Below are 16710 nucleotides of genomic sequence, written 5' to 3' on the forward strand. Positions count from 1 at the left end.
AAAGGGGACCGTGATGGTGATGCAGTGGGACACGTTCGTGTCAGCCGTCAAGGAGCGGGGCGAATACCAGACGCCTCAGGAGGCCGAGCGAGCGATCCGCGTCGTGCTCGGGCTACTGGGTGCGCACTTGGTGGGCTCCGTACGGGCCGGCCTGGCGGCCCGGCTGCCCGAGACCTGCGCACTCGTGCTGCTCAATCCGCTCCAGGCGCACGAACCGCTGGACCCCGAGCGGTTCGTGCGGGCCACCGCGGCGTGGATCGAGGGAGCCACCGACGAGACGGCGAAATGGGACGTGAGTGCCGTGTTGAGCGTCGTAGCCGACGCCGCAGACCAGGAGTTGATGCGCCGTGTCCTCCTCCAGCTCCCACCAGGTTACGACGTGCTCTTCGGCCGGCCCCAGCAGGTCTGACAGCCGGCGACGCCTGAGCCGGCACTTGGCGTGTTCTTGGCGAGTTCCTCAAGGCTGCGCGGCCGTGACTCTGACCTGCTCGCCCCCGCCTGTTCCTGCGGTTCGCGCGCCTGGTGGTCGGCGAGCTGATCCGGCTCGTTCCCGCCTGATGATGCGCGGAAGGACAGCGCTGGGGGCCGTACTGCCGTCTGCGCCTCCACGCCCGGCGGTCCGGTCCATTCGAGCGCGCGGAACCGCAGGGGTAAAATTGGACAAGACTGGCCATAGTTACCCACATGTCACCCACATGCCACCTATGTGCAGGTAAATGCCCGAGGATGAAGTCCTCGGGCGCACGTTCACCGGGCAGGGAGGGTAGAGATGCCGGACCGTCTGTTCCGAGACCGAAAGGATGCCGGCCAGGTCCTCGCCGGACTCCTTGAGCATTACCGGGAGGACCCCGACGTCATCGTTCTGGGCCTGCCGCGCGGCGGTGTCCCGGTGGCGTACGAGGTTGCCACGGCCCTCGACGCCCCGCTCGATGTCTTCCTGGTCCGCAAGCTCGGAGTGCCGGGCCGCGAAGAGGTCGCGATGGGGGCGATCGCCGACGGCGGTGTCGTGGTCCTCAACGACGATGTCATCCGAGGCATGGACATCCAGCCCGAGACGCTGCGGCGCGTGGCCGAGCGAGAGGCCCGGGAGCTGCTGCGGCGCGAGCAGGCGTACCGCGAGGGGCGGCCCCCACCGGATCTGGAGGGCAAAAAGGTCATCCTGGTCGACGACGGCCTCGCGACGGGCGCGAGCATGCGGGCCGCCATCCAGGCCCTGCGGAAGCACCGGCCCGCGAGCACCGTCGCCGCGGTACCCGCCGCGCCCCAGTCGACCTGCCGGGAGCTGGCGGCGATGGTGGACGAGGTGGTGTGCGCCACCACGCCGTCGCCGTTCTTCGCGGTCGGTGCCTCCTACTGGGACTTCACCCAGACCACGGACCAGGAGGTACGGGATCTGCTGCGCGCGGCGTCGAGGCGGCCGGCCGCACCGGGCCCGCAGGGGCCCAGCGAGGTGGCCGTCATCGCGGCCGAGGCCGTGCCGGTCGAGGAGGGCGTGCCGAGCGACGAGGCGCTGTTCGACCTGGTGGGCGACGCGCACTTCGTCCTGATCGGCGAGGCCTCCCACGGCACCCAGGAGTTCTACGCGGCCCGTGAGCGCATGACCCGGCGCCTCATCGAGGAGAAGGGCTTTTGCGCCGTCGCGGCCGAGGCCGACTGGCCCGACGCGTACCGGGTGAACCGCTATGTGCGCGGCCGCAGCACCGACGCCGTGGCCGAGGAGGCGCTCCGCGGCTTCGAACGCTTCCCCACCTGGATGTGGCGGAACACCGCCGTGCTGGACTTCGTCGGCTGGCTGCGCGAGCACAACGAGCGGTCCGGGGGCGAGGAGCGGGAGAAGGCCGGCTTCTACGGCCTCGATGTCTACAGCCTGTACCGGTCGATCCAGGAGGTCATCTCCTATCTGGAGCGTGTCGACCCCGCCGCCGCGGCCCGTGCCCGGGAGCGCTACGCCTGTTTCGACCACTACCGAGCCGAGGAGGACGCCCAGGCCTGGGGCTTCGAGGCGGCGTTCGGGGCGGGCGAGACCTGCGAGCAGGAGGTGGTGGACCAACTGGTCGACCTGCAGCGGAACGCGGTGGAGTACGCGCGGCGCGACGGGCTGCTCGCCGAGGACGAGCACTTCTACGCCGAGCAGAACGCCCGCACGGTGAAGAACGCCGCGGAGTACTACCGCACGATGTTCGGTGGTCAGGTCTCCTCCTGGAACCTGCGCGACCGCCACATGGTCGACACCCTCAATGCCCTGGCCGATCATCTCGGCCGCCAGCGGGGCGAGCCCGCGAAGATCGTGGTGTGGGAGCACAACTCGCATCTCGGGGACGCCCGGGCCACGGAGGCCGCGTCCCGGGGCGAGTTCAACGTCGGCCAGCTCGTACGCGAGGGGCACCCCGGCGACTGCCGTCTGCTGGGCTTCACCACCTACGCCGGCACGGTGACGGCGGCGGACGACTGGGGAGGGCCGGCCGAGCGCAAGAGGGTGCGCCCTGCCCTCGCCGGCAGCGTCGAGGAGCTGTTCCACGAGGTCGGCCAGAAGGACTTCCTCATCCCCTTCGCCCGTGCGCCCCGTGCCGCCGAGGCGCTGCGCTCGGCACGTATGGAGCGGGCGATCGGCGTCATCTACCGCCCGCAGACCGAGCGGCAGAGCCACTACTTCCAGGCACGGATGGCCGACCAGTTCGACGCGGTGATCCACATCGACGAGACCCGGGCGGTCGAGCCGCTGGAGCGTACGGCCAGGTGGGAAGCGGGCGAGGCGCCCGAGACCTACCCCGTCGGTGTCTGACCTGTGCGGAGGAGGCCCACCCGGCTCGTCAGAGGAAGAATGAGCGGAAGGACCAAGCGCATGGCACAGACAGGGTTCCCCTCCTTCAACACCACGGTGGACAAGACCAACCACATCCTCAAGGAAATCGAGCAGGCCTACGGGTGGCCGAAAGAGCGCAGAAACCAGTCGTACGCGGCTCTGCGGGCCGTTCTGCGGAATCTGCGGGACCGCCTGACGGTGGACGAGATCGCGCAACTCGGCGCGCAATTGCCGATCCTCGTGCGGGGAATCTACTACGAAGGCTGGGACCCGTCCCACGTGCCCGTGAAGATGGGCCGAGAGGAATTCCTGGAGCGGGTACGGGAAGAGTTTCCGTATGCGGTGGAAGGCGGAACGGAACGGCTCGTCCACACGGTTCTGCAGGCCGTGCGCCCGCACATCAGCGAGGGCGAATGGGAGGACATCAAATCCGTCGTGCCGAAGGATCTGGCGAGCCTTCTGGACTGACCGGGCACGCACCTGGGCCCTTCAGCGGCTGCCGGCGCGGAGAGATCGGGGGTGTCGGCCCCCGGTTGAGCCCCCATCATAACGGAGCTGGCGCTAGCCGTAGCCGCAGGGGCAAGCCTGTGCACCAGCTTCACCTGCTCCGGCCCGCCCCCGAGGAACTCCGCGAGCTTCAGCGCGAGGTAGGTCTTGCCTGTGCCCGGCGGCCCGTACAGCACCAACTGCCGGTCGTCCCACAACAGATCACGCACCTCACGCAACCGGTCCACGCCGTGCACGAGGAGTTCGGCGGCCAGCTCGTCCGTCGGCTCGGGCAGCTCCAGCTCGCGCCGGGCGGTGATCGACGGTATCTCCACGGTCGGGTCGCGCTCGATGGATTCGGCCTCCTCGGCCAGCTCCTGATCGGTCAGCCCGAGCCCCTCGATGAGGGCCTGGACCGAGGTGAGGTCGACGACGGAGCGCGTCATGGAGCGTGGTGAGCGGCCCGCTGATCATTGCCCCGAGCTCGCTGTACGGGAGGAAGGGCCGGTACAGCGACATCTGCTCCGGGTCGATGACCTCGTGCGGGGCGGATGCGGCTCCCTCGACCTCGGTACGGCAATCGTCCAGACCCGGGCTGCTCCAGCGCCGACGGACGGTGACGGAGCGCTCGCGCCATCTGCACAGAGCTCGACGGAAACCTGCGGGTCGGTGTGGTCGTGCAGGTTGCGCCAGCCCTGCTTCCAGATCTGGGTCCGGTCCTGCCAGCGATAGTTGCTATCCGTCAGTGCCATCTCGGCGGCTTCCGCGATGCTCGACTTTCCGGAGCCGTTGCGTCCCGCGATGACCGTCAGGCCCGGTTCGGGCCGAAGGTCGAGCGTGGCGGCGGGACCGATGCCCCGCCATCCCGCGGCAGCGATGGACCGCAGATAGAGGGGACGGGTCTGCCCGTCGCTCCTGACCGGTGCATCGGGCAAGAGGTCCCGCAGCACCTCCTGCGCCTCAGGCGCCAGGCCGGATTCAGTCAGGCGTCTGAGAAGAACGTCCCGCAGGGACATGGGGGTGGAGGAGATTTCGTCAGCCATCGCTCTGCTCCTGTGCTGGGCATGGCAGTTGAGGCGGGCTCAGTCACCTGAGCCGCCGTTGGCTCCATAGCCATGGCGGAGGCGTGTTAACGCTGTCAACGCGAGCCCAGCTGACGTGGCATCATCTGGCACCCCCGCGGGCGGGCCGGGTCAGCTGACAGGTCCGAATCCTGTCGATCGCGGCGGGACGGCTCGAAGAAGCGCCGGTGCGGAAGGACCGCACCGGCGCCGAGGAAGCCGCGGCTGCGGCTCGGAGAGTCGATGTCACTCCCGGGCAGCCGCCCGCTTCGCGAGAATTCTTATCGACATGAGCGCGATCACGGCGAGGCCGATGATGTAGCCGGAGACGGCCATCGAGGTGCCCGTCGCCTCCAGCAGCAGCACCATCATGAACGGCGCCAGACCTCCGCCGAACACCGCGGCGATCTGGTAGCCGAGCGAGGCGCCGGTATAGCGCATCTCGGCGGTGAACAGCTCGGCGAACAGGGCGGCCTGCGGGCCGTACATGATGCTGAGGAAACAGCTCGTGACGAACGTGCCGACGGCCAGCCACAGCAGCGACTTGGTGTCGATGAGCAGGAACAGCGGGACCGCCCAGACCAGTAGGCCGACCGCGCCCGCGGCGTAGATCCGCAGCCGTCCGATGCGGTCGGAGAGCGCGGCGGCGGCGGGGATCAGCGCGAGCTGGGTGACGCTGACGCAGAGCGAGACGGTGAGCACCGACTCGCGCTCCATGCCGAGTTCGCGGGTCGAGTAGTCGAGCACACCAGTGATGATGATGTAGAACGTCGCGGTGTTCACGGCGAAGGAGCCGCCGGCGAGGAACACGGTGCCGAGGTGGGTGCGCAGGATCGTCCGCAGCGGGGAGCGGGACTCGTTCTTCTCCTGCTCGGCCAGTGCCTGTTCGGCCTCGCGGAACTCGGGGGTCTCCTCGACGCGGGCGTGGATGTACCAGGCGAGGGCGAGGACGAGGAGGCCGACCAGGAACGGCACCCGCCAGCCCCAGGACGCGAAGGTGGCGTCGTCGGTGAGGGCGCCCGTGGCGAGGAACACGGTGTTGGCGGTGACCACGCCGATCGGCACCCCGAGCTGGACGAGGCTGCCGTAGAGCCCGCGCTTGCCCTCGGGTGCGTACTCGGTGGCCATCAGCATCGCGCCGCCCCACTGGGCGCCGACCGCGATGCCCTGCATGACGCGGAGCAGGACGAGCAGCAGCGGTGCCGCGATGCCGATCGTCTCGTACGTCGGCAGGATGCCGATACCGGTGGTGGCGAGGCCCATCAGGGTGAGCGCGAGGACGAGCATCGGCTTGCGGCCGTGCTTGTCACCGAGCTGACCGGCGATGATGCCGCCGATGGGGCGGGCGAGGAAGCCGACCGCGAAGGTCGCGAAGGCGGCGAGCACGCCGGCCGAAGGGCTGCCGGTGGGGAAGTAGAGATCCCCGAGGACGAGAGCGGCGGCGATGCCGAAGACGAAGTAGTCGTACCACTCGACGGCGGAGGCGAGGGTGGCCGCGGTGGCCACGCGGCGGCGGTGTTGGTCGGTGGGAGCGGTCGTCCGCGCCGTAGCGGCGAGCGGGGAAGGGGGTGCCGTGTCCATGCGTGCACACTCCGATGGGTGCGGGGGACGAGGAGTGCGGGGACCGTACCGACCGGATGGTATGACGGTCAACGGATCGTACGCAGGAGTTTTTTACTCGGCCATTACCGGACAGTAGCGTCCGGTCGCGTCATCGTGAACGCCGTGAGACGCACGCAGCCGCCCGGTGACTACCCGAGCGCGCCGGCAAAGACAGTGTTGCTCGGCTCGTCGAGCCACACCCGCTGACCGGCCCGGGTGACGGTGAGCCCGAACCGTGTACGGGCCGGGCGCCCGGCGTCGGCCCACCAGGTGTGCGCCGCCTCCAGCTCGCCCCAGAGCCGCCGCGGTCCATGCTGCCGCACCTCGTACTCGGTGGCGTCCGGCTCGTAGTCGACGGACGCCCACGATGCGCTGGTCGAGTCGGCCAGCCACAGAGTCCACTCGCTCCACGATGAAGCTGAACGGGACGTCCGGCCGCTCGTGCAGCATCTTCTGCCGCTCCATGCGAGCCGTGACCTGGGCCTCCAACTGCGCGTCCGTCAGCAGCGGGATGGTGCCTTCAAACACCGCCAACGCATAGTCCTCCGACTGCAACAACCCCGGCACCAGCCTGCACTCATACGTACACAGACTGACCACCACCTTCTCCAGCCGCGCCCACCGCCGGAACCACGCGGGAGTGCGTTCTCCGGCGGAGGTTTGGTGATAGGGAGAAGATGCGGGTCCTGCTCGGCCACGTACTGGAACTCAGCGCGCTGCGCAATGTGAAGCTTCAAGTCGTGCCGCTGTAGGCCGAGTTGCATGCCTGCCTGGACGGGCCTGTGCGGCTGCTGGAAACCCCGGAGGGGCGGCGCTTCGCCTACTCGGAAGGGCAGCAGAACGGACGGCTGATTGCCGACCCGAAAGAGGTGAGCCTCCTCCACCAGCGCTACGACACACTGCGCTCGCAGGCCCTGACCCCTAAAGACTCGCGGGGCTTGCTCGAGCGACTGCGAGGAGAGCTATGAGCGCGACGGAACTCGCCTGGTTCAAGTCCAGTTACAGCGGCAGCCAGGGAGACGACTGCCTGGAGGTCGCCGTTACCGAAGAGGCCATCTACGTACGGGATTCCAAGGACGTCAGCCGTCCAGCCTTCGCGGCCGGGCGCCAAGGCTGGGACCAGTTCGTACGCTACGTCGCGGGGGAGTAGTCGGGACGAGCCCCCGCGCAGTCAACGCGGCGAGCAGGGCGAAGGACAGCGACTGCCGCTTTTTCGTGTCGCGCCTTCGGCGCAATGGAGCATGGGGCCGGGGGGTGCCGAGCCCGGGCCACGTCGCCGACTGCTGGCCGGTGGTGGCATGGCCCGGTGGCGGCTCTGTGACCCGGGGCTGGGGCCGCTGCCGGACAGCGGGGCCCCGGGGTACCCCTCGAAAAAAACGCTTGATGTGGCGCAACTGTTTTGTCAAAGGTTTTCGCGCAGGGTGCCCCGTACCCCCGATGACGGCCGTCAGTTCGGATGGGTCTCCGCTCCCCACCGCGCTGAGCCGCCAGCGGCCGACCGTCCCACCGGCCCGCCGGACGGCGGCGGTGCCGGGCCCGCCCCCACCTGCCCCATGCTCAATCGCCGAAGGCGCGAGACGGCGCCACGGCCCTGGAGGCGGGCCGGACCCCCGTGGCTTCGCGTAAGGGTGTTGCGCGCAGGTGGGGACCGAGGTATCCCACATACACCAGACCCGTCTGAGGTCCATCGTCGTAGAAGTGCAGACGTGGAGCGATGGTGTTGCCCGAGCAGATGCGCAGGTGCGCCTGCATGAAGACCTCCCTGTCGGGGGTGCACTTCCTTCGGTACAGGAAGCATGCGCTCCCGTCGAAGTTTGTCGTTCCGGGCAACGGATTCCGACTCACGCATCGCCACTTTCGCGGCTCGGAACGGGTAAGCCGGCCTCTTCGAAAACGGGACTCGAGTCAGCCTGGATGACTCCTTCGAGGGTGGAGGCATCTGGCGGTCTTGCCACCCGGGGGAGGAGCCGGGGTTTGGCGATCCGCTGGCGGCGGCCGGACTGGGCTGGCGTGCCACCACGGATGCGCCCATCCCCGGAATCGAGCCGCCCGCACCATCGAGCGAGCCCGTAGAGGAACCTGCCTCGCCGCCCTTCGCCGAGCCGGTGGACGCACCACTCGATGACGACGACGGTCTCGGGACCGGACGGTTGCTGCGCATCGGCGACAGCGAGATCTCCAGGCGGATGCCACTGCGGCTCGCCCACCTCATCGAGGGCTATCTCCCGCTTCGCCCGATCGTCGCCGACGAGCTGCGCCAGCTCGGTCAGCACCAGGCCCTCGTACGCTTGGAACTCACCCCCCGGGTCAGCTCGCGGCCCCCGTCGGGCAAGCATGTCCCTCTGCCGTGACGTGCTTGCCCGTATGCGACGTGACGCCAGGCAGAATGCGTGTACCTGCGCCGTGCAGTGGCTGACTCCCCAGGTCATGTCCGATGTGCAAACCGCCGTTTTGGCCGAGGGCACTACCGTCGACCCCGTCGAACGATGGGGGGGTGACGCTGGTACGGCTCACGGTCTTCGCCAAGTGCAGGCGTCCGTGGTCGACGCCAGGATTCCTCTGTGGACGGCCGACCGCGGCTGGCTCGGTGCGAAGGCTGACGCGAAGGTGCTCCGCACCGTACGGGAAGCTGCAGCGGGCGTCGTGGAGACCGCGCCGACATTCAACCCCAGGACCGCCGAATCGAAGCCGGAGAGCATCGCAATGCCGTCCGCGCCGGCGAGCGACGTCGCGGTCACGGATGATGTCCCCGATCCGTATGCTGGCTACGAAGCTCTGGAAGCGGTTGTCTCGGCCGTCGGGGAAGCGGTGGAACGTGTCGCCGAGGCCGTCAAGGACGGTCGCCCGCCTACAGGACTCCGGTCACCTCTCCTCCGGGCGAGCGGGTCGGCTCAGCGCAGCTCGTTGATGCGGACGAGGTTGCCCGCGGGATCGCGGAAGGCGCAGTCGCGTACGCCGTACGGCTGCTCGGTCGGCTCCTGGACGACTTCGGCGCCGCCGGCCTGCAGTCGCGCGAAGGTGCCGTCGAGGTCGGCGGTGGCCAGGATGATGCGGGCGTAGCTGCCCTTGGCCATCATCTCGACGATGGTGCGGCGCTCGTCGTCGGTGACGCCGGGGTCGGCGGCCGGCGGCTCCAGGACGATGGACGTGCCGGGCTGGTCGGCGGGGCCGACCGTGATCCAGCGCATCCCGCCGTATCCGACGTCGTTGCGGACCTCGAAGCCGAGCGTGTCGCGATAGAAGGCCAGGGATGCGTCCGGGTCGTCGTGCGGGAGGAAGGTCGTGTGAATCGTGATGTCCATGGCGGTTACCCTAGGTGCGGCTCGGTGACCCGCGCTTCTCGATTCCTGATCGGTCTGGTCACCTGTTTCGCCACGCACGACGGCATCTCCGCCGTCGCGCGCGCCGCCTGGCGCCGGTAGACGCTGGGCGGCACACCGACCAGTTCGGTGAAGCGACTGCTGAAGGTGCCCAGCGACGCGCAGCCGACCGCGAAACAGACCTCGGTGACGCTGAGGTCGCCACGACGCAGCAGCGCCATCGCGCGCTCGATGCGCCGCGTCATGAGGTAGCTGTACGGCGACTCGCCGTAGGCGAGCCGGAACTCGCGGCTGAGGTGCCCGGCCGACATGTTCACGCCGCGGGCGAGCGCCTCGACGTCCAGCGGCTGCGCGTACTCCCGGTCGATCCGGTCGCGGACGCGGCGCAGCCGCGCGAGGTCGCGCAGGTGCTGCGCCGCGGCGGGTCTGCTGGTCACATGCGAGATCGTACGTCGCGCCGGAGTTGCCAGCGCCGCTGGCGTCCCACCCCACTCCGTGTCCGCTCTGGCCAGGTCTGCTCCGGCTTACGTCCCCGACCCGCTCAGGCCCTGAGGCATCCGCTACTCGTCCCACGTCAACACGTCTCGTCAGGAGTCGAGTGGGACGAGTCGAAACAGATGAGAGAACTCGTCCCACGGTGTCCGCGAGGGCCTCGGTCAGGTGCCGACGTAGGCCGCGAGGTGCTCGCCGGTGAGGGTGGAGCGGGTGGCGACGAGGTCGGCGGGTGTGCCCTGGAAGACGATCCGGCCGCCGTCGTGGCCGGCGCCGGGGCCGAGGTCGATGATCCAGTCGGCGTGCGCCATGACCGCCTGGTGGTGCTCGACGACGATGACCGACTTGCCGGAGTCGACGAGCCGGTCGAGCAGGCCGAGCAGCTGCTCGACGTCGGCGAGGTGGAGGCCGGCGGTCGGCTCGTCGAGGACGTAGACGCCGCCCTTCTCGGCCATGTGGGTGGCCAGCTTGAGCCGCTGCCGCTCTCCGCCGGACAGCGTAGTGAGCGGCTGGCCGAGGCTGAGGTAGCCGAGCCCGACGTCGGCGAGCCGGCCGAGGATGGCGTGCGCGGCCGGCGTGCGCGCCTCGCCGGCGCCGAAGAACTCCTCGGCCTCGGTCACCGACATTGCGAGCACCTCGCTGATGTCGCGGCCGCCGAGGTGGTGGTCCAGCACCGATGCCTGGAACCGCTTCCCCTCGCACTCCTCGCAGGTGGTGGCGACGCCGGCCATCATCGCCAGGTCGGTGTAGACGACGCCGGCGCCGTTGCAGTTGGGGCAGGCGCCCTCGGAGTTGGCGCTGAACAGCGCCGGCTTCACGCCGTTGGCCTTCGCGAACGCCTTGCGGATCGGGTCGAGCAGTCCGGTGTACGTCGCCGGGTTGCTCCGTCGCGAGCCGCGGATCGCGCCCTGGTCGATCGACACCACACCCTCGCCGGCGGGGATCGACCCGTGCACGAGCGAGCTCTTGCCGGAGCCGGCGACGCCGGTGACGACGACAAGCACCCCGAGCGGGACGTCGACGTCGACGTCGCGCAGGTTGTGCGTCGTCGCGCCGTGGATCTCCAGCGTGCCGGTGGGCTTCCGCACCGTCTCCTTGAGAGCGGCCCGGTCGTCGAAATGGCGGCCGGTGATGGTGCCGCCGGCCCGCAGCCCCTCGACGGTTCCCTCGAAGCAGACGGTGCCGCCCGCCGTACCGGCACCGGGGCCGAGGTCGACGACGTGGTCGGCGATCGCGATCGTCTCCGGTTTGTGCTCCACGACGAGCACCGTGTTGCCCTTGTCCCGCAGCCGCAGCAGCAGGTCGTTCATCCGCTGGATGTCATGGGGGTGCAGGCCGATGGTCGGCTCGTCGAAGACGTAGGTGACGTCGGTGAGCGAGGAGCCGAGGTGGCGGATCATCTTGACGCGCTGTGCCTCGCCGCCCGACAGCGTGCCCGACGGCCGGTCGAGCGAGAGGTAGCCCAGCCCGATGTTTACGAACGACTCGAGGGTCTGCCGCAGCGTGGCGAGCAGCGGCGCCACCGACGGCTCGTCGAGGCCGCGGACCCATTCGGCGAGGTCGCTGATCTGCATCGCGCAGGCGTCGGCGATGCTGATCCCCTTGATCTTCGACGACCGGGCCCCCTCGCTGAGCCGGGTGCCGTCGCACTCGGGGCAGGTGGTGAAGGTGACCGCCCGGTCCACGAACGCCCGGATGTGCGGCTGCAGCGCCTCCTTGTCCTTGGACAGGAACGACTTCTGGATCTTGGGGATCAGCCCCTCGTAGGTGAGGTTGACGCCCTCGACCTTCACCTTGGTCGGCTCCCGGTAGAGGAAGTCCTGCATCTCTTTCTTGGTGTACTTGCGGATCGGCTTGTTCGGGTCGAGGAGGCCTGACTCGGCGTAGACCCGCACGGTCCAGAAGCTGTCGGACTTCCAGCCGGGGATGGTGAACGCGCCCTCGGCGATCGACTTGGAGTCGTCGTAGAGCTGGGTGAGGTCGATGTCGGAGACGGTGCCGCGGCCTTCGCAGCGCGTACACATGCCGCCGGTACGGGTGAAGGTGGCCTTCACCGCCTTCTTGGCACCGCGCTCGACCGTGATCGCACCGCTCGCCCGGACCGAGGGGACGTTGAAGGCGAACGCGCTGGGCGGGCCGATGTGCGGCTTCCCGAGCCGGCTGAAGAGGATGCGCAGCATCGCGTTGGCGTCGGTGGCGGTGCCGACCGTGGAGCGGGGGTCGGCACCCATCCGCTGCTGGTCGACGGTGATCACGGTCGTCAGCCCTTCGAGGACGTCGACCTCGGGCCGCGCCAGCGTCGGCATGAAGCCCTGCACGAAGGCGCTGTAGGTCTCGTTGATCAGCCGCTGCGACTCCGCGGCGATCGTGTCGAACACCAGCGAGCTCTTGCCCGAGCCGGAGACGCCGGTGAACACCGTCAGCCGGCGCTTCGGGATCTCGATGCTGACGTCCTTGAGGTTGTTCACGCGCGCGCCGTGCACGCGGATCAGATCGTGGCTGTCGGCATCAACGTGCAGCGCAGGCGACTGCATGTCCGTCCTCGTGGCCATGCTCATCGTGTCTCCATCTGTTAGGCGGGGCCGCCTTCGCGGTCTCCGTCGGCGTCGCCTGGCTCGATCTGACCAGCTTCGAGCAGTACGTCTGGTTCTCCATTGTCGGCGCGGTCGCGGCAACGGTCCGCTGTCTACCTGACCGGCGGTGTCGGCCGGGGTGGCGCGACGCCCATCCGGCTGACGCTGGCTAGGGGTCGCGCTCGGCGCAAGAACCAAGGCATCCATGCCGCTTCGGCCCGTGGAGCCTCTGGGCCCCGGCCACGCGGCGCGCCCGGCCGAGGCGTCAGACCAACCAGCGGCCGTCGCGCATCAGCTCGCGGTCGGGCATCTCGTTCACCTCGCGCCAATCCTGGATGCGGCGCGGGGAGATGCGGAACCAGCGGGTACGGCGTGGCCGGCGCACGCGGGTCGGAGCCGGTGTGCGCGACGAACCGGTCACCCCGCTCCTGCGGCAGCGCGTCGATCCCGAGGACCCCGACTTCGCCCTCGATCATGGACACGTCGCGGGTGTGGCCCAGCCCCAGCCGAGCGGCCCGGGTGACGGCCAGGTTCCTGCCGGTCGGGCTGTCCGTCGGCGTGGCCATCAGCAGCGCTTCGCCGTCCCAGTCGAAGGTCAGCGGCACCAGGTACGGCGCACCGTCCGCCGAGGCACTGGCCACCCAGACGTCTTCGTCGTGGGTGAGCCGATGCTCGGTGTCGCGACGACGCTGAGCGCGGGAGCGGGGGTCGGCACTCATCGGTCCTGAAGCAGCCCGAGGACGTTGCCATCGGGGTCGGTGACGGTGGCCACCAGGCGGCCGCCACCGACGTCGTGCGCGGGCTCCTTCACGGTGGCACCCGCGGCGGTCACCTCGGCCAGCTTCGCCTCGATGTCCGGCACGTGCCAGTAGGCCACCGGCGAGGTCATGCCCTGCGGTCCACCGCCCGGCACCAGCCCGATGTGCTGGCCCGCGGCCTCGAAGCCGACGTAGTAGGACTCGTCGGTCTGCGGCGGTACGCCGAGCAGGGCGGCGTACACCGCCTTGGCCGTCGCCAGGTCGGACACGGGATGCAGCACGGTCTTGATTCCCTGAGTGGAAGAGCTGGTCATGGTCACTCCTGAAGTCATGGGTCCGGTCGGGATTGTCCAGCTTAAAGACGAACGGGAAGTCCGGAAATCGACAGCCCGATCGCCCCGGATGGCGATTTCGCGTTGGCCGTTGGTCTTAACCGGGCCCAGCCCGCAAGAGAAGGAGGACACCGGAACGGACCACCGGAACCACCTCCGGGCGGTCGCGACAGAAGTCCAGGGATGCGTCCGGGTCGTCGTGCGGGAGGAAGGTCGTGTGAATTGTGATGTCCATGGCGGTTACCCTAGGTGCGGCTCGGTGACCCGCGCTTCTCGATTCCTGATCGGTCTGGTCACCTGTTTCGCCACGCACGAGGGCATCTCCGCCGTCGCGCGCGCCGCCTGGCGCCGGTAGACGCTGGGCGGCACACCGACCAGTTCGGTGAAGCGACTGCTGAAGGTGCCCAGCGACGCGCAGCCGACCGCGAAACAGACCTCGGTGACGCTGAGGTCGCCACGACGCAGCAGCGCCATCGCGCGCTCGGTGCGCCGCGTCATGAGGTAGCTGTACGGCGACTCGCCGTAGGCGAGCCGGAACTCGCGGCTGAGGTGCCCGGCCGACATGTTCACGCCGCGGGCGAGCGCCTCGACGGTCCGCGAGCTCCTCAAGGACGGCTTGCGCTATTGCGTCGGCGTGGGCGGCCACGGCGAAGTGGCCGCCCAGGAGGCGGATCCGGCGGCGGACGTCGAACCACCGGGGAGAGAGACCGGGCCGTCGTTGGCGAGGACGAGCAGGACCGGGGAGGTGGTCCAGGTGCGGTCAGCGCCGCCCTCGCCGGCACCTACCCGCGGGCGGTGCGGGAGCGGGCGCTCGCGCTCTTCTCCGGCGGCCGCCCGCCGCGGGGCCGCGTCGGCCGGCGCCGCGCCACGCCCCACGCGGCCGTCACGAGCGTCCGGACGCCGCGAAGGGCACCTGGGCTGCGGGCCGCGGGGTGGCGGTGGGCCGTGCCGGATGGGACCACAGGCCCTGGGCCTGGAGCTGGGGCAGGACGCCCTCGCCGAACCAGTACGCCTCCTCCAGATGCGGATAGCCGGACAGGACGAACTCGTCGATGCCGATCCGGTGGTATTCGGCGATCCGCTCGGCCACCTCGGCGTGGCTGCCCACCAGGGCCGTTCCGGCGCCGCCCCGGACCAGTCCGATGCCCGCCCACAAATTGGGGTGGATCTCCAGACCGTCGCGGCTGCCGCCGTGCAGCGCGAGCATGCGCTTCTGTCCTTCGGACTCGCTGCGGGCGAGGCCGCTTTGGATGGCCCGTACGGTTTCGGGGTCGAAGCCGTCCAGCAGCCGCCGCGCCTCGGCCCACGCCTGTTCGGAGGTGTCGCGGGTGATGACGTGCAGCCGGATGCCGAAGCGGAGCGTACGGCCCTCCGCGGCGGCCAGGGAGCGGATCCAGGCGATCTTCTCGGCGACCTGGGCGGGCGGTTCGCCCCAGGTGAGATAGACATCCACATGGCGGGCGGCGATCTGCCCGGCGATGGGGGAGGAGCCGCCGAAGTAGACCTCCGGGACCGGATCGGGGAGCCGGGCCAGCGTCGCGTCCTCGACCTGGAGGTGTTGGCCCGCGAGGTCCACGGTCTTGCCGTCCCACAGATCGCGGACGACGCTCAGGAACTCGCCGGTACGGGCGTAGCGGGCCTCCTTGTCGAGGAAGTCGCCGTACGCGCGCTGCTCATGGCTCTCGCCCCCGGTCACGACGTTGAGCAGCAGCCGGCCGCCGGTCTGCCGCTGGTAGGTGGAGGCCATCTGCGCGGCGAGGGTGGGCGAAACGAAGCCGGGCCGGAAGGCGACCAGGAACTTCAGCCGCTCGGTGTGTTGGCTGACCATGGCGGTGGTCAGCCACGCGTCCTCGCACCAGGCGCCGGTGGGGGTCAGCGCGCCGACGAAGCCGAGGTCCTCGGCGGCGCGGGCGATCTGGGTGAGATAGCCGACGGACGGCGGGCGGTCACCGCCGGCCGCCGTGACCGGGGTGCCGTGGCCGCCGCCGACGACATGGCGGCTGTCGCCGTTGGTGGGCAGGAACCAGTGGAAGGTGAGGGACACGGTGGGGCTCCGATCGAGGGTGGGTTACAGCAGGCCGTGGCGGGGCGGTGGGGTGCCGTTCAGGACGTGGCGGCCGATGTGCTGGACCTTCCAGCGGGCCGGGTCGTGGAGGGTGTGCGTACGGGCGTCCCGCCAGTGGCGGTGGAGGCCGAGGGCGTGCAGCGCCGAGCGGGTGCCGGACACCTCGAAGAGCGCGCTGCCCGTCTCGACGGCCGCGTTCGCCGCCGACACCTTCGCCGTCGCCACCGCGATCGACGCCTCGGCGGCGGTGTCGTCCGTCAGGCCGTCCCGGGCGGTGTCCACCGCCCGGGCGGCGGCGGCCACCAGGGCCTCGGCGGCCCGCACCTGAATGGCCAGTTCGCCGAAGCGCTGGATGAGCAGCGGGTCCTCGGCGGCGGTGTCGAAGCCGCTCTCGAACCAGGGGCGGCTCTTGGTGCGGACGAACGTCACGGCCTCGGCCAGCGCCCCGGAGGCGATCCCGGCGTCGATGGCCGCGTGCAGCAACTGCGCGAGGGCGCCGTGCAGTTGCGGGCCTCGGAAGGTGAGATGGTGCGGTACGACCCGGTCGGCGGGTACGGGGACGGCGTCCAGCCGGACGGTGCCGCTCGCGGTCGTCCGCTGGCCCATCCCGTCCCAGTCGTCGACGACGGTCAGACCGGGTGCGTCCCGCGGTACGTACGCCACGTACAGCTCGTCGTCCTCTGCGCGGGCGAGCACCGGGATCCAGTCGGCGAACAGAGCGCCGGTGGAGTAGTGCTTGACGCCGGTCAGCGTGTACGAGCCGTCGGCGTGCGGCTCCAGACGGGTGCGGATGTCCTGGAGGTGTTTCGTACCCGCCTCGGACTGGGCGTTGCCGAACCGTTTCCCCGCCAGCACCTCGCCGAAGAAGAACGCCTGCTGCGCCGCGCTGCCCTGGCGGCGCAGCACATTGACGTACACGAAGTGGCTCTGCGGGATCTGGGCGAGGCTGGCGTCGGCGGTGGCCAGCAGCCGGAAGACCTCGGCGAGGGTCACGGCGGTCACCTCCGCGCCGCCGTACTCGGCCGGGACGGTGATCGCCGGCAGCCCCGACGCGGACAGCCGCTCCAGCTCGGCGTGCGGCAGCCTGCGGGTCGCGTCGCGCTCGGCGGCCGCCGTACGGAACTCCTCGGCCAGCGCGGCGGCCACCTTCAGCGCCTCCGCGTCGTCGGCGATCACATGGGCGCCCTCGGGCGGCCCGGGCAGGGACGACATGGCGTA

15 protein-coding genes and 5 pseudogenes are annotated in these 16710 nt (G+C 70.0%); 6 read left to right on the plus strand and 14 right to left on the minus strand.

Features of this window, described 5'->3' with window-relative positions:
• Positions 1-13: 13 nt before the first annotated feature.
• The 3 genes from ABZS71_RS21900 (at position 14) to ABZS71_RS21910 (ending at position 3271) form a co-directional block, all read left to right on the plus strand.
• The gene (locus ABZS71_RS21900) at positions 14-409 is read left to right on the plus strand and encodes a DUF2267 domain-containing protein (RefSeq protein ID WP_355842817.1); all 396 of its coding nucleotides are present in this window, start codon (positions 14-16) and stop codon (positions 407-409) included.
• A gap of 360 nt (positions 410-769) precedes the next feature.
• Positions 770-2782 (plus strand): erythromycin esterase family protein, encoded by a 2013-nt coding sequence (locus tag ABZS71_RS21905; protein ID WP_356212587.1) that lies wholly within the window; start codon positions 770-772, stop codon positions 2780-2782.
• A gap of 60 nt (positions 2783-2842) precedes the next feature.
• Positions 2843-3271, plus strand: coding sequence for a DUF2267 domain-containing protein (locus ABZS71_RS21910; protein WP_355842811.1), 429 nt, complete (start codon positions 2843-2845; stop codon positions 3269-3271).
• A 122-nt stretch (positions 3272-3393) separates the two neighbouring features.
• Here ABZS71_RS21910 and ABZS71_RS21915 read toward each other — a convergent pair.
• The 5 genes and pseudogenes from ABZS71_RS21915 to ABZS71_RS21935 form a co-directional block, all read right to left on the minus strand.
• Positions 3394-3723, minus strand: a pseudogene (locus ABZS71_RS21915) (AAA family ATPase); the annotation flags it as partial.
• 36 nt (positions 3724-3759) lie between these two features.
• The gene (locus tag ABZS71_RS21920; protein WP_356212590.1) at positions 3760-4332 is read right to left on the minus strand and encodes an ATP-binding protein; all 573 of its coding nucleotides are present in this window, start codon (positions 4330-4332) and stop codon (positions 3760-3762) included.
• A 264-nt stretch (positions 4333-4596) separates the two neighbouring features.
• The gene (locus ABZS71_RS21925; RefSeq protein ID WP_356212593.1) at positions 4597-5931 is read right to left on the minus strand and encodes an MFS transporter; all 1335 of its coding nucleotides are present in this window, start codon (positions 5929-5931) and stop codon (positions 4597-4599) included.
• A 170-nt stretch (positions 5932-6101) separates the two neighbouring features.
• Positions 6102-6275 (minus strand): hypothetical protein, encoded by a 174-nt coding sequence (locus ABZS71_RS21930; RefSeq protein WP_356212596.1) that lies wholly within the window; start codon positions 6273-6275, stop codon positions 6102-6104.
• 82 nt (positions 6276-6357) lie between these two features.
• Positions 6358-6588: pseudogene (locus ABZS71_RS21935) on the minus strand (Scr1 family TA system antitoxin-like transcriptional regulator); the annotation flags it as partial.
• Positions 6589-6590: 2 nt separating this feature from the next.
• Here ABZS71_RS21935 and ABZS71_RS21940 point away from each other — a divergent pair.
• The 3 genes and pseudogenes from ABZS71_RS21940 to ABZS71_RS21950 all read left to right on the plus strand — a co-directional run.
• Positions 6591-6920, plus strand: a pseudogene (locus tag ABZS71_RS21940) (Scr1 family TA system antitoxin-like transcriptional regulator); the annotation flags it as partial.
• Positions 6917-7102 carry a DUF397 domain-containing protein gene (locus ABZS71_RS21945; RefSeq protein ID WP_355842802.1) on the plus strand — a complete coding sequence of 62 codons (186 nt, stop codon included), beginning with the start codon at positions 6917-6919 and terminating at the stop codon, positions 7100-7102. The pseudogene ABZS71_RS21940 and the gene ABZS71_RS21945, both read left to right, overlap by 4 nt.
• A gap of 955 nt (positions 7103-8057) precedes the next feature.
• On the plus strand, positions 8058-8303 hold the full coding sequence (locus tag ABZS71_RS21950; RefSeq protein ID WP_356212599.1) for a hypothetical protein: 246 nt from the start codon (positions 8058-8060) through the stop codon (positions 8301-8303).
• Positions 8304-8843: 540 nt separating this feature from the next.
• Here the strand turns inward: ABZS71_RS21950 and ABZS71_RS21955 are convergent.
• The 9 genes and pseudogenes from ABZS71_RS21955 to ABZS71_RS21995 form a co-directional block, all read right to left on the minus strand.
• Entirely contained in the window at positions 8844-9254 is a 411-nt protein-coding gene (locus ABZS71_RS21955) for a VOC family protein (protein ID WP_356212602.1), read from the minus strand.
• 5 nt (positions 9255-9259) lie between these two features.
• Positions 9260-9709 (minus strand): helix-turn-helix transcriptional regulator, encoded by a 450-nt coding sequence (locus ABZS71_RS21960; protein ID WP_356212605.1) that lies wholly within the window; start codon positions 9707-9709, stop codon positions 9260-9262.
• Positions 9710-9928: 219 nt separating this feature from the next.
• Positions 9929-12322 (minus strand): excinuclease ABC subunit UvrA, encoded by a 2394-nt coding sequence (locus tag ABZS71_RS21965; RefSeq protein ID WP_356212608.1) that lies wholly within the window; start codon positions 12320-12322, stop codon positions 9929-9931.
• Positions 12323-12602: 280 nt separating this feature from the next.
• Positions 12603-13056 (minus strand): annotated as a pseudogene (locus ABZS71_RS21970) (pyridoxamine 5'-phosphate oxidase family protein).
• A complete protein-coding gene (locus ABZS71_RS21975) occupies positions 13053-13409 on the minus strand; it encodes a VOC family protein (protein ID WP_356212611.1) in 357 nt (118 codons plus the stop codon). Before ABZS71_RS21975 ends, ABZS71_RS21970 begins: the two are co-directional and overlap by 4 nt.
• Before the next feature lie 181 nt (positions 13410-13590).
• Positions 13591-13662 (minus strand): annotated as a pseudogene (locus tag ABZS71_RS21980) (VOC family protein); the annotation flags it as partial.
• Between the two features lie 5 nt (positions 13663-13667).
• Positions 13668-14036: a helix-turn-helix transcriptional regulator gene (locus ABZS71_RS21985; RefSeq protein ID WP_356212614.1), complete on the minus strand. Its 369-nt coding sequence runs from the start codon at positions 14034-14036 to the stop codon at positions 13668-13670.
• Positions 14037-14310: 274 nt separating this feature from the next.
• On the minus strand, positions 14311-15471 hold the full coding sequence (locus ABZS71_RS21990) for an LLM class flavin-dependent oxidoreductase (protein WP_355853850.1): 1161 nt from the start codon (positions 15469-15471) through the stop codon (positions 14311-14313).
• A gap of 24 nt (positions 15472-15495) precedes the next feature.
• Positions 15496-16704 (minus strand): SfnB family sulfur acquisition oxidoreductase, encoded by a 1209-nt coding sequence (locus ABZS71_RS21995; RefSeq protein WP_356212618.1) that lies wholly within the window; start codon positions 16702-16704, stop codon positions 15496-15498.
• Between the last annotated feature and the right edge of the window lie 6 nt (positions 16705-16710).

Source organism: Streptomyces sp. NPDC005393, assembly GCF_040606675.1.
GTDB lineage: Bacteria > Actinomycetota > Actinomycetes > Streptomycetales > Streptomycetaceae > Streptomyces.

What these genes read in the sequence shown, in the direction of transcription:
- ABZS71_RS21920 (WP_356212590.1), bottom strand. Translation starts at nt 4,332, where the DNA reads ATGGCTGACGAAATCTCCTCCACCCCCATGTCCCTGCGGGACGTTCTT.
- ABZS71_RS21955 (WP_356212602.1), bottom strand. Translation starts at nt 9,254, where the DNA reads ATGGACATCACGATTCACACGACCTTCCTCCCGCACGACGACCCGGAC.
- ABZS71_RS21910 (WP_355842811.1), top strand. Translation starts at nt 2,843, where the DNA reads ATGGCACAGACAGGGTTCCCCTCCTTCAACACCACGGTGGACAAGACC.
- ABZS71_RS21965 (WP_356212608.1), bottom strand. Translation starts at nt 12,322, where the DNA reads ATGAGCATGGCCACGAGGACGGACATGCAGTCGCCTGCGCTGCACGTT.
- ABZS71_RS21905 (WP_356212587.1), top strand. Translation starts at nt 770, where the DNA reads ATGCCGGACCGTCTGTTCCGAGACCGAAAGGATGCCGGCCAGGTCCTC.
- ABZS71_RS21925 (WP_356212593.1), bottom strand. Translation starts at nt 5,931, where the DNA reads ATGGACACGGCACCCCCTTCCCCGCTCGCCGCTACGGCGCGGACGACC.
- ABZS71_RS21945 (WP_355842802.1), top strand. Translation starts at nt 6,917, where the DNA reads ATGAGCGCGACGGAACTCGCCTGGTTCAAGTCCAGTTACAGCGGCAGC.
- ABZS71_RS21975 (WP_356212611.1), bottom strand. Translation starts at nt 13,409, where the DNA reads ATGACCAGCTCTTCCACTCAGGGAATCAAGACCGTGCTGCATCCCGTG.
- ABZS71_RS21995 (WP_356212618.1), bottom strand. Translation starts at nt 16,704, where the DNA reads ATGTCGTCCCTGCCCGGGCCGCCCGAGGGCGCCCATGTGATCGCCGAC.
- ABZS71_RS21900 (WP_355842817.1), top strand. Translation starts at nt 14, where the DNA reads ATGGTGATGCAGTGGGACACGTTCGTGTCAGCCGTCAAGGAGCGGGGC.